The following is a 14,353-nucleotide window of genomic DNA, read 5'->3' as shown; positions in this document are numbered from 1 at the left end:
TTCATTCTTTATCATTCATATTTACAAACGTATTTATACTTTCTACTTTTTTCCTTCCTGTAAAAAAATGCGGGAAAAGTGAAACAAAATAACCTCTAGTTTCGTTTTATAAATATAGGATAAAAACAAGGGTGAATATGATGAGAAAGAGCGTGGCATTGCTTTTATTTTTAATTATTATTATTTCACTAGGGCTTACATACGGGCAATTTGAAAAGTCAAATGCTAATACGTTAACTGAAAACAAGATGATTTCCAAAGAGTCGGATGACTTTATATTGCATGTGCAGATAAACGATGATGAGAAGGGGATAGAGGTGCTATATTCTATTCAATATAATGGTGAAGAGAGGGTAGAAATCCAACATCAATCCCCGCTGGTTTCAGTTTCCTTTTTTGACCATGGTCATGATTTCACAGGAAGCTACGTGAAAAAAGAAATGGAAGAAGGAAATATATATCATCCCCAGAAAGCAGCCGTTTTATCTTCCCCAAATAAAAATGAATGCAATCTATATATTAAGGCAAAATTTGAAGTAGATGGAGAAATAAAAATTATTAACCATGTAGAGGCATTAGAATTTAAATAATCCCTGAGTTTGAACCAAAATAAAAGTGGCCGGTACAAAACAATTTTAGTAAACAGACCCGAACATCCTTATACACTAAGCTAAAAACCCGCTCCGGAAATATACTACGCTTTTACCACTTTCACAAGTGCGACATCCGATCAAACTCCCTTTGGTCGTTTTCCCGGTGTCTGCTTTGCCGCGGGCGGCTGGTAAGCCTCCTCGCGCGCTTCGTGTTGCAATTATCTAAGTGGTGCAGGACTCCTTGCAAGTAAAGATTGCTAACTCGTCTTTAAGGGTCTTACCGATGCCTTTGCTCCCGCAAATCTTTCCGGTGGGACGAGGAATCGCTGTACCATAGTCCCAGGAGTCTACGTATATTTCCGGAGCTAATATGATGGATTGTTCGTCTTTTCTATGCTTATCCGTCTTAGGCGCTTTATTTGCATTAAAAAAGTTACTGCGGAATATCGGTGTATTCATCTTCATTCACAATATTTAAAATGATGTCAGTTACCGGTGTGTCCTCAGTGGCGTGTCTGTCAGACGGATCTTCCGGCTCAATTGAGTCGGGTTTAGTAACGTTAATAGAGTTATTATCAAGCCATTTAACTTCGGCGAGCGGCCATTTGTAGCCGAGTATCTGATCATCAGTTGTTTCATTCCTTAATGGCAATTGTTGCCAATCTTTGATATCGATGACTGCGATGTCCTTTAGCCCCTGGGACGGGCCGGAATCCCTTTCGAACAGGAAAAGTAACTTTGAATCATCCGGTGACGGCTTTATTTCCAATAGTTTTGCCAAATCAGCAATAAGAAAGGATGGGTTATCTCTGCTTTGATTAAGTAAAATATAAGAACATAAGCTGTTATTACAGGAAAATTCAAGCAGATAAATATTTTCATTCTCTGAATAGATTCGGGAAAGTTCCATTTCTTCCAAGGATTGTTTCCGGCTGGCAGTACCTTTTAGATAATTATTTAATATAGGCATCCCTTTCAAATTAATTGTTACCTGTTCATCATCCAAAAAGAATTCAATATATTCCTCCGGCTCTTCCACGTCAGTTATCTCTTCAATCAGTTCCGGTTCACTCTTTTGGTTTTCCGGATTAGGAATCACATTTTCAATGTCAGATTCCACATTGGAACAGGATACGATAAAAATAATAATAAAAATCACCGTAAAACGTAGTTGTTTTTTCATTTTAAATTACTGGCCTGAATAGATCAGGGGAAGTTCCTCCTTTCAGCGGAATGAGGGTAAATCACTCCTATCTTTGTATTAATTATACATGAATTTATAGCAATTTATATTAAAATAAGAAAGTTTTATTAATTTTGGCAAGTATAAAGAGGTTATTGTCCTTTCAGCGAAGTACGGGTTTGCCAGACAAAGAAGTGAATTATGGAAGGTATCGACTGATGGATAATGGCCGATAAAATGCAGCGTTCGATCTTAAAGTCGTAAGACACTCGCGGTTATTAAACTATATTCGGCAAATTATATTGGTTAACAAGCTAAAAAGGGGCTCAGATATAACTTTGTTTATATGGGGTTTCTGCAGGGGGAAGGTTCAGCCCCCTGCGGCAAAGGAAAACATGCTGAAATATTTCAAAGGGAAATCTGATGATAGGTTGTATTTTGGATAAACTCTAGTCCTGATTTGCTTGCACCACTTTTTTATTTAGTTATACATCTTAAATGGCGACGGAAATATCACTTTGTATTTTATGGGTGACTCTCCATTCGCCTTTAATGGTGTTGCGTAAGAGAGATTTTATTTGATGGTACCCTTTTTCCGCATGTTGTCCGTCAATAATCATTACAAGCGAATGATTTTTGGATGCAAAAAAGAAGAATGATAAAAGTTTTGGCAGGTTTTCTGCATCTGCAATAGAACTTTCACGATATACATAAATAGAAAAGTTGGATTTCAGAGCGAGTTCATGGATTTTTATTATATCCTTGGTTTCTAATTTCCTGTTAAGTTTAATTTTATAGGAAGAAATCTCTTCCATGAAAATCACCTCATGCTGTAGGATTGATGTTTTGATAATCCATACCCTCCAAATCGGTATGTGAAACATTAGAAAATAATATCAATTGTCAGTAATTTTTGTTAAACTAGGGAAGTATAGGAAGGCTATATCATAATGTTTTGCCTGAACACCATCATTTCTTTGCATGACGATACATTTTATGCAAACAACATAATAAAGGAGTGGAACAGGTGGAAGCAGAAAGACGTAAACCGATCCCGGTAGAAGAAGCAATAGAAAAGGTGATGAGATACCGGGTGGAGGGTTCCAGTGAAACCATTCCCATTCAAGCGTGTGATCATAGAAGGCTGGCTGAGCCGGTAATGGCAAGACATCCGGTTCCTGCCTTTGATAAATCGCCTTATGATGGTTTTGCGCTACGATCTGAAGATACCATGAATGTTACACAGGATAACCCGGTCGAATTTGAAGTTATAGAGCATATTGGCGCAGGACATGTACCAAAAAAGAGGTTAAAGCCACGGCAGGCAACAAGAATTATGACAGGCGCACAGATACCGGAAGGCGCTGATTGCGTTGCCATGTTTGAAGTCTGCCAATCTTATGAAAAGAATGCTAAACCATATATGTCCATAAAACGGAAGATGCAAACGGGTCAAAATATTATACAGAAAGGATCTGAAATAATTGAAGGGGAGGTTCTAGTGGAAAAAGGTACATGGATTAACCCAGGTGTAAAAGCGCTTCTGTCAACATTTGGTTATAACATGGTAAAGGTTGCAAAAAAACCAGTCATTGCTGTCATTGCTACAGGGACGGAGCTGCTTGAGGTAAATGAGCCGCTTGAGCCGGGGAAAATCCGCAATTCCAACGCTTATATGATCACCTCGCAGATAGAGCGGGCAGGAGGAACTGCAAAATATATTGGAAAGCTGCCTGATGAATTGGATGAAAGTTTTGAAAAAATTAAACTGACACTGGAAGAGGCGGATATTTTAATTACTACCGGCGGTGTATCGGTTGGGGATTACGATCTAATGCCAGAGATATACAAAAAACTTGGAGCAAAAGTACTGTTTAACAAAATTGCCATGCGCCCCGGAAGTGTGACTACGGCAGCGGTGAAAGGATCGAAACTTTTATATGGATTATCCGGCAACCCATCAGCATGTTATGTTGGTTTTGAACTATTTGTACGGCCGGTAATCCAGCATGCTTTATACAACAGGAATATATACTTAAAACGGATTAAAGCAGTATTGGCGGAGGATTTCCCCAAGCCTAACCCTTTTACCAGGTTTGTACGCAGTTATATCTCTTATGATGGTCCCACAGTGCATGCCCATTTGTCCGGCATAGATAAATCGAATGTAATATCTTCGCTGGCAAATGCTACTGCATTAATGGTCCTGCCTGGAGGCACGAGAGGTTTTAAGCGTAACGATATTGTAGATGTACTGCTGCTGAATGATACAGATGGAGAGCAGCATTTTCTATGAGAGGAGTGATGGCATGGAAGGAACAGTTACACCAATTAAGGATCATTTCGGCAGAACACTAAAGGATTTACGTATTTCAGTTATTGACCAATGCAATCTGCGCTGCACCTATTGTATGCCAAAGGAAATATTTGGAGAGGATTATCCTTTTCTTCCGGAGAGTGAATTACTGAACTTTGATGAAATTGTAAGACTGGCCAATTCATTTGCACAGCTGGGTGTGGAAAAAATCCGCCTTACCGGCGGGGAACCGTTAATGAGGAGAGATTTGCACCTGTTAATCGCAAGACTTACTGAAATCCCCGGAATAAAAGACATTGCATTAACGACAAACGCCATACTTTTGCCAAAACGTGCTAAAAAGTTAAAAGATGCCGGTTTACAAAGGGTAAACATCAGTCTTGATGCAATAGAGGACGAGGCATTTAAGAAAATAAACGGGAGAGGAGTTGTCACGCTTCCCGTCTTAAAAGGAATTGAGGCAGCCAGAAAAGCAGGCTTGAAAATCAAAGTGAATATGGTTGTAAAAAAGGGAATGAATGAAAACCAAATCCTGCCAATGGCAAGGTATTTTAAAGATAAAGATATTATTTTAAGGTATATAGAATTTATGGATGTAGGAAATCATAATGGCTGGGATTTGCAGCATGTCATTTCCAAGAAAGATATTATTAATATGATTCATGAGGAGATGCCGCTTGAACCTGCCGAGGAAAATTATTATGGCGAAGTAGCCTCAAGATACCGTTATAAAGATGGGGGAGGGGAGATTGGTGTTATTTCCTCTGTAACAGATTCATTTTGCGGTACTTGCACACGCATTCGATTATCCGCAGATGGAAAGCTTTATACATGCCTGTTCGCTTCAGGCGGCTACGATATAAAGGAAAAAATACGGAGCGGCTTGACTGAAAAACAATTAAATGATGATTTGGCAGGTTTATGGGGCAGCAGAAAAGACCGGTATTCAGATGAACGGAATGGAGAAAACTATGTAAGAAAGAAGAAAATTGAGATGTCCTATATTGGCGGATAATGTCAATATGTTATTTTCCATGATTTTAATACATGTGAAAAATGCCCTCAGGAAACGCTGTCAATAACCATTGAACGGGTCTATAGCCGAAAAGGAAAAATAATGAAGGTCCATAGCTGTTAACTGCATTGTGAGCCATCAATCTTAGCAGGTTTTTTTAAAAAGATAAAAGGGGGGCGCAACAGGTGAAAACATTTAAATTAAAATCTCTGGAAGTATTTGATCAAAAAGAAGAAGAAATTATGCAGCATAATATCCCATTGCTGGACGGTTTGATCATAAACAGAGAAGATGACCAGGATCAATGGACGATAGAAGCATTTATAGACAAATCTCATCTATCTTTTTTTGAGAAATTAAAGGAAGAAGCTGAGGAAATCATGCTCCAGGTAAAAATAACGAAGGAAAGCAATGAACCAGCAACATTTATTACCTCTATCATGGGTATTAATGAGATTGGGGAAAATATGAACATTTTATTTGTTGGCACCATTGTAGACAGGCGGATCAATAAAATTGAAGAAATGCTTACCTCCCTGATAGAGAAAGGGTACCAGGGAAATGATTTGCTGGAGAAGTTTAAAGATTTAATTTCCTGAAAATAAAACTGACGGTTCACTATCTGTCCGATACCCTTGAAAATTTCCAATATAATCCGATATAACAGGAAGAAGGGTAAAAGGGGCTTGAGTATTAGTAATAGAATGAAGTAAAGCAGAACAATAGATAAACAAAATTATGTTATATAAAAAATAGTAATGGTCAATATTAAACCAAAGCGAATCCCATTTATTGGGGAAAATCCCTTCGATTGTTGTGAAAAAGCTCCATGAGATTGCAGGCAAAATACCAGACATTTATAAGTTAATTGACCTGTCTATAGAGGAGAATAATCCATGCAGTCAATGGAAAATGAATTACGAAATGCATTAAAGAAAAGACAATTTGAGATTCATTACCAGCCGCAAAAGAGTGTTAAATCCGGGAGAATCGTGGGCTTGGAAGCTTTATTGCGTTGGAAACACCCAGATAAAGGAAGCATTCCGCCAATGGACTTTATTCCGCTTGCAGAACGAACGGGATTAATAAATGAAATAGGCGAATGGGTTATTTACGAGGCCTGCAGGCAAAATAAAAGATGGCAGGAAGATGGATATGATCCAATGGTTGTCAGTGTAAATTTATCCGCTGTACAACTGGATCAAACAAACCTTATCGAAAAGGTGAAATGTATCTTAAAGAACACGGATTTGGATCCTGAGTACCTGGAACTGGAAATAACGGAAAGCATGTCCATGTCAAATGAGGAAAACATATTAGAGACAATTAATGGCTTTCATCAACTCGGTGTCAGTGTTTCAATCGACGATTTTGGTACAGGTTATTCATCATTAAAGAATTTAAGCCTGTATCCAATTACAAAGATAAAAATCGACAAAATGTTTATAGATGGCAGCCGGGAGCATAACAAGACGATTGTTAAATCGATTATTCATTTGTCCCATGCCCTTAATATGAAAGTAATTGCGGAAGGTGTAGAAACGAAGGAGCAATTTGCATTTTTGGAAAGGGAAAAATGTGATGAAATTCAGGGTTATTATTTCAGTAAACCACTGCCGCCAGATGAATTAAATCAATTTTTCCTTAGAAGCGGTTAATGGAGTGAGGCTGTCCCGCGGGCGCAGCCTCCATGGTGCACTAGTAATAGAAAGCTGCACCTGCGATAATTAACAAAATAAAAAGCACAACAATTAAGGCAAAATTCCTGTTGAACCTCCCGGCAGCCGGATAGGAAAACCACTGCCGCCACCCCTCCATATCCGTAGCCCATATAATTCACCCCCAGGTGCTTATGTAATAATTTATGATATATATCACGAAATTTATGGACTTCTGCCCAGCTAATGTGCAAACGGAAGGAGCAAAACCCCACTTTTTTATTCCATAAAAAAGTTCCCCTGTTTTCAGGAGAACTCATTCCTCATTCATGCTTATATTTAAAATTTTAAGCTGGTCGTTTTCATATCCGATATTAAACCGGTATAAATATAAGTTTTCCTCTGTATCTTCTTCGTTTTGGAGGTTGCTCTCTATAGTCACCTGTACATCTGCTGTTACTTCATTTTCCTCATCTGTCCCGATGGAGTAATCGGAGTAATGCAGTGATATAGTATCAATGTAATTTTCCCTGAATTCGCTATAGGAGATATCTCCCTGCAGGCTGCTTCCAAGTAAAGTATACGCACTTACATAGTCCCTAACTTGAATGCTGTCGAGAAAATAACTGATTAAATAATTGGCATCCTCTGTTAACTGCTCTATATCGTTATCGGGAATGATGTCTGATGTGCTGGGGAAATCCAGCTGATCATTTTGCGCTTCATTTGACCATTGTTCAAGTTGTTCGATGACATCATTTATTGGAATGCTAAAACCAATTAAACCATCCTCCGTACCGGCGGAATTGATGCCAATTACTTTCCCGGTCTTTCGATCGATCAAGGGTCCTCCACTGTTTCCCTGAGTAATTTGAGCGGATATTTGATATACATTGGAATAGTCATACCCATCAACAGAAAATTGTCTTTCCATACCTGAAATTATTCCTAATGTTACAGTATTTTGAAATCCGTGTGGGCTTCCTAAAGCAATGACTTCATCCCCTATTTCTGTAAAAGCTTCATCAGCCATATCTAAACTCTGATTCGCCAGCTGTGGAACCCGAAGGAGAGCTATATCAACATCTTTACTAATTCCAATTACGGCAGCCGGGTAAATTTGTGCACCTGCAGTCCGTACATATATCGAATCAGCTTTCTCAATAACATGGGCGTTCGTGATAATATCTCCTTTATTATTAAAAAGGAAACCTGACCCTGTAATCGTACTATATTCCGTTTGTCCTTCAATTTGAATCACATTTTTTTCCGCCTCGTGAATAATGGTTTTTAAATCAGGTTCCTCTGATACCACTGCCTTTGATACAGCCGGATTTCTTACTGTCAATTCATCATCATGCCAGTGATTATAAATCCAGGCAATGCTGACGATTCCAGCTATAAAAAGGAACACGGATAATAGCAGAGGCGGATACCGCTTTGCACGCAAATTTGTTCACCCTTCTTCCTAATAAGGATAATCCAAAAAGTTAAAAATACATGTCGACCGTTTAGCAAGTCCCATCCCTTTATGATGGACGACAATATTTGCAGCTTCCGGAACATTAAGCCGAAAGATCCTTTTGTCATCCTTTATGAACAAGCATATTTAAAATTTAATCTGTATACCACGTAATTTTGTTTACTTCAACTTGCAGGTTTTGACTGCTTTCATTTATATCAAAATGTGTAAACTCAAAATTGCCGTTTTCATCTGGATATAATCTGTCCGGATAAACGAAAACTTCATTTGAATCTATCTCTGCTTCATTTTTATTTAATATTACGTAGTCAATAATAATAGAGTTAATAGGAACCGTAGCAACACTTTTTACTTCGCCTTTAACCATGATATTTCCCTGTTCATTATTTTCAACAACTATATCCAATAGATTCACTGCATCGGACTCATTCATTTCCCGTTCTTCCTGGGCTGTGTTCATCGCCTGTTCCAAACGCTCCTGCTGTGCAGTTTCAAAGGAAGATTGCTCATTATTAATGGTTGTTTCCAGGCTTTGAAGCTTTTCCGAATCCGGTGCGTATTTTAAGCCATCTTCCACAATGAGGAGTGCATCATTAAAATGCTTTGCGTTTAGTTGTTCACTTGCCTTGGAAAATGTATAATCGACAATCTGGCTTCGGATAGATTTCGCTATCTCTTCGGCATTTTCTTCATCAATGGCATCTGCTTCCCATAATAATAACTTTAAATCATCAATGGATGGATCATTTTGCAGCATTTCCTGCAACTGTTCCATTTTGACCTCGTTCCTTTGGCTGATAATTACGGAGATTAGATCACTGGCAGCCGGTCCATAAAAATTCTCTATATTATTTTCAGCACCATTAATGATGGATAATGCTTCTGAATAATTCTTTTCCTGAAGCAGGCTATCAGCTTCCGCCAAAGAGGATTGTATCTCTATTGCTCTTCTGGTGAAAAGCAATGAAGTATCAGCCTGGGAGAAATTGCTCTTAAGGTCCAGTGCTTCTTTCAAAAATTGTTCACCAGCTGCAAATTCTCCAAGCAGCACTTTTTCCTCGGCTTGATTATAAAGTTCCTGAGCTTGTGTTGAACGGTTTTCCAAATAAATATAAAAGATGATGGAAGATAACAGGAAAAAGGTGAAAACACCTATCGGAACAAGCCAAAGTTTATTAAATTTCCTGTTGTTCGGATTCATCCGATGCTCTAAGTCCTCAGGAAGCTTCTCGCCGCATATAACGCAGAAGCTTTCATTCTCTTTTATGGAGGAACCGCAATAAGGGCAATGCATAAGGCATAACACCTGCTTTATCAAAATATGTTTCACTTTATAATATCATATTTTTGCTTTATTTAGGGAGGATTAATTGGTATGATATAGAAGAGAATGTTCCATAATAGTGTAAGGATGAGTGATCATAAGAACATTGTTATAATGATTTACCCTTTGTTTTTACTATCTTGCTAAGCTATTTTAAACATCTGTACATAGATACTGTTAAGGAGGTGCATATTTATGTGGGAATTGGCATTGGGGGTAGCTGCTTTGGCAATTATTGTTTTAAATATAGGATATATGATATTTGACAGGGAAAAATAAATACATGCTGAAGTGATTTAGATGATCATCAGTTCAGCCAAAAAGGCTTGGCAAGGTACCAAGCCTTTTTACCGTAAAGCAAATCAAAATTCCAGCAAATGTTTATGGTGGGACGAGGAACGATCGTACCGCAGTCCCAAATGTTTATGGTTGGACGAGGAACGATCGTACCGCAGTCCCAAATGTTTATGGTGGGAGGAGGAACGGCGTACCGCAGTCCCAAATGTTTATGGTGGGAGGAGGAACGGCGTACCGCAGTCCCAAATGTTTATGGTGGGACGAGGAAACGGTAACTTTTAAGTTTTAAGGATAAGAAACATTAACACATTCACCAAAATATGTGCGAATGCGAGTTTTTCCAAAAAGCAGGAGGACAGTTTTTTTGAGCACCGGATATAATGAGATGCCGGTATGGTGCCGGTTTCAGTCAATGTACTTTGTAAACCATGAGGACGAAATCAAACAGACTGCTTCTCCGGCTATTTTGTTCTTGCCCATTGATCGAAAGGGAAAATAACAAATTCGGATCTTCCAATGATATTATCTTCTTCCACAAAACCGAGACCATTTCTGCTGTCTAAACTGATTGCGCGGTTATCGCCCATTACAAAATAACTGCCCTCAGGAATTTCGATGGGGCCCAGGCTTCCAGTGTTTCTTTTGGTTTCATCTGAAATAAAAGTTTGATCATACTTTTCATTGTTTATATATAAATTGCCATCATTTACTTCGATTGTTTCACCGGGCAATCCAATAATTCGTTTTACATAGTTTTGAACTGGCCTTTCTATGATGACAATATCGCCCCGTTCGGGCTGATCAATAAAATAAACAAGCTTATTAAAAACCACTCTTTCTCCGTCTTCCAGTGTTGGCTCCATACTTTCACCTTCTACAATAGAAGTAGCGAAAAGAAAGGTTCTTATAAAGAAAGCTATTAATAACGCTATAATGATTGCTTTAGTCCATTCAAGCCATTCTTTTTTCTTTGTTTGACTCACCAGAGACATCCCTTCCAGAAAATCTTTCATCAGCAAGTGTAGTATTCATTTAAGTATACCGCTGATTACTATTTTATAGTAGCACATCATGAAGATTTATTCGAGCTTTAGTTGGTTATGCTCACTCGATATTACATTCAATATATTCTGAAACATGTACTTGGTCAAACGTTGAAGAAAGTTTAACATTTAGATAAAAATCGCAGTCTGTTATAGAAAGGGATATATTAGGTACTAAGTAACACATAAAAACTTGTTGATTTTTGCAAAAATATGTTATATTTAGTATATCTAACTAAATAAGGAGGTCAGCGTAACCCTCATGTGTGCAATTGATCAAGTATTACAACGTATAGAATTTTTGCGAAACAAAATGACATCGGTGGCCATGGAAAAAGGCCTGAATGATTTTGAATCTATAGCAATCAGTCAGGAATTGGACCGTTTGCTCAACCTGTATGAAGATATGAAGCAAAAAAATTAATGATAATTCTTATCTCTTTCTCCTGCTAAAAGCTTCCGATTGATTGAGTCTTTCCCAAAAGTGATTTGTTAAAAACAGGTATATGTAAGCCGTATATATCCTTCGTCTTAAGTAGAGACCAGGATCTATGGCCATGATACCCTTTTTTAAGATACGTTTACCCCACGACTGACAAGGCTTTGGGGAAAGTGAAATATGCCCCTGTTTTATCACATAACCATGAAGCATAATGGTTTTACTCTTTCCAATTCCAACATTTCACAATAAGTTGAAGTATATTTCTTCACGTATAAAAATAGCGGTATGACCTAAACATTCAAAATTCACGCTCCTGCCCGGAATGCGAGAAACACTACCATATTTTTATTTGTAAGTTTTATTAAACAAATTCATACTTACAAGTTGAAAATGTTATAAATTGTTCAAACAGTTTTGATTTATAACCTGAAAATTGGGGTATAGTAAGAATGAATACCTAAAAGGAGTGTATTACATGAGACCAAAAACATTAAATTTTGAACAGCTTGTTCAGCAAAATAAACAGGAACTTATGCGGGATGAAAAGAGCATCTCCAATATAGAAATGCGTTTGGAGAAAAGGCAGGAAGAAGCTGCTTTAAGAGAAAATAATAGGGAACTGAGCATGTAATGGCTAGTAAAAAAGGTCTGGCATTTCAGGCGAAAGGAATTTAAATTCGTCTGTAAGGTCAGACCTTTTTACTATTTAACATAAAGTCGTTTTTAGTTTAAGCAGCATTAAATTCGTTTAAACAGAATGTTGTTTTCCAGATGGATATGCTGAAAAGTATTTGATTCCAATTCTTCCAGTCTTGCATAGGTAATTCGATAAGAATTGCAAGCGCCGGATGGAGGGGTGAAATCCTCAGTAATTTCTCTCATCTGCTTTAGCAAATCTCCTGAAGCCTGATGATCGTCTTCCAGACCGCCATTTGCTTCAATAATCCGCTGCTTAAGGTCTTCGCTCGGGCTTTTCTCATATTCTTTAATGAGTGGAAAAACATTGTCTTCCTCGTTCACAAGATGTTCTTCCATATCCACTTTAAAATTGTTAAAGAGACGATGTAATTCTTTAAGATGCGGATGGTCTGCTCCATGCCTTCGGAAAACCTTTGTGACGAACTGACTCAATGGTGCGAGCTCTTCATGCAAATAAGCATGGTGGCTTTCTACAATATGATCCACCAAGTCGGCTAAAGGGATCTTATCCCAATCAATTGTTTCATTCTCCTCTTTGCTCCATACTTCATATGCTTTATTTAAATTAGACATAATCACTGTTTGATCCAGGTCTTTTTCCGCAAAGACTTCATAAAGCGGACGATTTCCTCCACAGCAAAAATCAATTCTCTCGCTCTTGAACAAATCGCTTGCTTTTGGAAATAATTTTACAATTTCAGCCGGTGTATGTTCAGTTGTAAATAACTGCATGCTAATTCCTCCTATTTTCAGTATAATTAAATGATAACTATTTTCATTTAACTATACCGTGAAATGCATCACTGTGAGGAAAGTTAATTTTGCATATATGATTTACTCCGGCCTTCAGGTCTTCTTCTGTACTGAACAAGGATCACAGCTCCGATAATACAGCCCATACCAATCATCTGGATGAAAGTAAAGGCTTCCTGGAATATGAATACACCTATCAGTGAAGCAACGACAGGCTCGATTGTCGATAAAATGGATGCATTCGATGCTTCCGTCTGATTCAAACCATATGTATAAATAATATAGGCAAACGCAGTCGGAAGAAAACCTAAACCAAATGCATAAAGAAGGACGGTCGGATCCATTAATAAATGCCCTTTTTCACTGTATGGAAAAAAAGGGGTCAAAGCAATAGCAGCTACTGTAAAAGTATATGTAGTAATAATAAGACTGCTGTATTTTTTTAAAGCAAACTTGCTGAAAATACTGTAAAGCGCATACCCGATTCCGGATCCCAGACCAAATAGAATGCTGCCGATCTGAATGGCTTGCAGATTTATCGGTATAAGACCAACAACCAATGCGGTACCAAATAAAGTAAGTATTAAAGAAATAATTTTAACTCTGGTAAGCGGCTCCCTAAAGACGAAAAAGGAAATAATGATCACAAATGCCGGAGCTGTATACAATAGTGCAGTTGCCATAGGTATTGTGGATAGTTCTATAGCTGTAAACAAACAGTAATTAAAAAATATAATGCTGAATATTCCTGTGCCGATAAAATATCTGATATCTGTAAAGGATTTTAGCTTCATCTTTTTCGGTGCAGCAATAAGCATGAATATGAGCAGCAAAATCGCTGACGTCCATGCCCGCAATGTAACAACTTCCATTGGGGTAAATCCATAATCATATAAATGATTTACATACCAGCCTATCGTCCCCCATAGCGCAGCACCGGTAATGATGAATAAAAAAGCTTTATTCAACTTATCCCCGCCTTTCTTCGTATATGTTAAAATGAAATGTCTATTAAAACAGTAAAGCATAGTTCATTATACTCCCCATTTTCTGAAGCAATCGGGTGAAAGTCAAGCCTTATCATTCACCTTAAGAAAAAGATATTCCTATTCTACGTATATACTTACTTACAGAGGTAGAGACTTATTATTAAGTTTACAAATAGAGGAGGGGGGCTAAATTTGCTTACAGTTATGTGGTTAAATTTAACACAGCTTTATATTTTAGGAGTGAAAGAGGAACATATTTATTTCGTTATCTTGCTATTTCTGCTGGGACTGCTGTATTTTGTTTTGAACCCTTTCGTTCATTGGCTTATTTCTCTGCAGTCACCAAAACTATTAAGCTACATGATGAGCAGTTTTCTCTTTCTCATTTTGATCTTTACGGCAGCGATAACCAATGAAAGGTTAGGACTGTCATTACACCTCGTATTGAAAATATCTCTCCAGTGTTTTAGTGTACTTGGCATTTTTTTGCTGGGACATTCTATTTTTACAAGATTTATAAAAAAGCAACAATAAAGCGATTTCCGACGGTGTAAAAC

General features: G+C 37.8%; 16 protein-coding genes. 8 read left to right on the top strand and 8 right to left on the bottom strand.

Translation table 11 applies throughout. The features are described 5' to 3' along the window. Nucleotides 1–140 precede the first annotated feature (140 nt). Nucleotides 141–590 (top strand): hypothetical protein, encoded by a 450-nt coding sequence (locus GHD25_RS14070; RefSeq protein ID WP_164217914.1) that lies wholly within the window; start codon nt 141–143, stop codon nt 588–590. Between the two features lie 436 nt (nt 591–1,026). Here GHD25_RS14070 and GHD25_RS14065 read toward each other — a convergent pair whose 3' ends face one another. Both GHD25_RS14065 and GHD25_RS14060 read right to left on the bottom strand, forming a co-directional pair. After that, complete coding sequence (locus GHD25_RS14065) at nt 1,027–1,776, bottom strand: hypothetical protein (RefSeq protein WP_164217912.1); 750 nt, start codon at nt 1,774–1,776, stop codon at nt 1,027–1,029. Between the two features lie 494 nt (nt 1,777–2,270). Next, nucleotides 2,271–2,591 (bottom strand): hypothetical protein, encoded by a 321-nt coding sequence (locus GHD25_RS14060; protein ID WP_164217910.1) that lies wholly within the window; start codon nt 2,589–2,591, stop codon nt 2,271–2,273. A 212-nt stretch (nt 2,592–2,803) separates the two neighbouring features. Here GHD25_RS14060 and GHD25_RS14055 point away from each other — a divergent pair, with 212 nt between their 5' ends. From GHD25_RS14055 to GHD25_RS14040, 4 genes are all read left to right on the top strand, one after another. After that, entirely contained in the window at nt 2,804–4,072 is a 1,269-nt protein-coding gene (locus GHD25_RS14055) for a molybdopterin molybdotransferase MoeA (RefSeq protein WP_276207831.1), read from the top strand. A gap of 13 nt (nt 4,073–4,085) precedes the next feature. Next, complete coding sequence (gene moaA / locus GHD25_RS14050) at nt 4,086–5,108, top strand: GTP 3',8-cyclase MoaA (protein ID WP_164217909.1); 1,023 nt, start codon at nt 4,086–4,088, stop codon at nt 5,106–5,108. A gap of 185 nt (nt 5,109–5,293) precedes the next feature. Beyond that, nucleotides 5,294–5,707: a YwpF family protein gene (locus tag GHD25_RS14045; RefSeq protein WP_164217907.1), complete on the top strand. Its 414-nt coding sequence runs from the start codon at nt 5,294–5,296 to the stop codon at nt 5,705–5,707. Nucleotides 5,708–6,004: 297 nt separating this feature from the next. Next, on the top strand, nt 6,005–6,766 hold the full coding sequence (locus tag GHD25_RS14040) for a putative bifunctional diguanylate cyclase/phosphodiesterase (protein WP_164217905.1): 762 nt from the start codon (nt 6,005–6,007) through the stop codon (nt 6,764–6,766). Nucleotides 6,767–6,806: 40 nt separating this feature from the next. Here the strand turns inward: GHD25_RS14040 and GHD25_RS20200 are convergent, their stop codons facing one another. From GHD25_RS20200 to lepB, 4 genes are all read right to left on the bottom strand, one after another. Beyond that, nucleotides 6,807–6,926, bottom strand: coding sequence for a YjcZ family sporulation protein (locus GHD25_RS20200; protein WP_164217903.1), 120 nt, complete (start codon nt 6,924–6,926; stop codon nt 6,807–6,809). A 156-nt stretch (nt 6,927–7,082) separates the two neighbouring features. Continuing rightward, entirely contained in the window at nt 7,083–8,216 is a 1,134-nt protein-coding gene (locus tag GHD25_RS14030; RefSeq protein WP_164217901.1) for a S1C family serine protease, read from the bottom strand. Nucleotides 8,217–8,382: 166 nt separating this feature from the next. Then, nucleotides 8,383–9,450 carry a zinc ribbon domain-containing protein gene (locus GHD25_RS14025; RefSeq protein ID WP_240452371.1) on the bottom strand — a complete coding sequence of 356 codons (1,068 nt, stop codon included), beginning with the start codon at nt 9,448–9,450 and terminating at the stop codon, nt 8,383–8,385. A gap of 881 nt (nt 9,451–10,331) precedes the next feature. After that, nucleotides 10,332–10,862 (bottom strand): signal peptidase I, encoded by a 531-nt coding sequence (lepB, locus tag GHD25_RS14020; protein ID WP_164218015.1) that lies wholly within the window; start codon nt 10,860–10,862, stop codon nt 10,332–10,334. A gap of 313 nt (nt 10,863–11,175) precedes the next feature. Between lepB and GHD25_RS14015 the strand changes: the two genes are divergently transcribed. Both GHD25_RS14015 and GHD25_RS14010 read left to right on the top strand, forming a co-directional pair. After that, the gene (locus GHD25_RS14015) at nt 11,176–11,337 is read left to right on the top strand and encodes an aspartyl-phosphate phosphatase Spo0E family protein (RefSeq protein ID WP_164217897.1); all 162 of its coding nucleotides are present in this window, start codon (nt 11,176–11,178) and stop codon (nt 11,335–11,337) included. 493 nt (nt 11,338–11,830) lie between these two features. Continuing rightward, nucleotides 11,831–11,986 carry an FbpB family small basic protein gene (locus tag GHD25_RS14010; protein ID WP_164217895.1) on the top strand — a complete coding sequence of 52 codons (156 nt, stop codon included), beginning with the start codon at nt 11,831–11,833 and terminating at the stop codon, nt 11,984–11,986. Nucleotides 11,987–12,093: 107 nt separating this feature from the next. On the opposite strand, the gene ric is transcribed toward GHD25_RS14010, so the two are convergent. Together ric and GHD25_RS14000 are read right to left on the bottom strand one after the other, a co-directional pair. Then, on the bottom strand, nt 12,094–12,786 hold the full coding sequence (ric, locus tag GHD25_RS14005) for an iron-sulfur cluster repair di-iron protein (protein WP_164217893.1): 693 nt from the start codon (nt 12,784–12,786) through the stop codon (nt 12,094–12,096). Between the two features lie 83 nt (nt 12,787–12,869). Then, on the bottom strand, nt 12,870–13,775 hold the full coding sequence (locus GHD25_RS14000; RefSeq protein ID WP_164217891.1) for a DMT family transporter: 906 nt from the start codon (nt 13,773–13,775) through the stop codon (nt 12,870–12,872). 227 nt (nt 13,776–14,002) lie between these two features. On the opposite strand from GHD25_RS14000, the gene GHD25_RS13995 reads away from it, so the two are divergent. Next, nucleotides 14,003–14,212 (top strand): hypothetical protein, encoded by a 210-nt coding sequence (locus GHD25_RS13995; protein WP_164217889.1) that lies wholly within the window; start codon nt 14,003–14,005, stop codon nt 14,210–14,212. Nucleotides 14,213–14,353 lie beyond the last annotated feature (141 nt).

The sequence above is a fragment of the Virgibacillus aidingensis genome (genome assembly GCF_010994035.1).
Lineage (GTDB): Bacteria > Bacillota > Bacilli > Bacillales > Amphibacillaceae > Virgibacillus_N.
The sequence above is the reverse complement of the archived record's forward strand: the minus strand, read 5'-3'. Positions and strand labels throughout refer to the sequence as shown.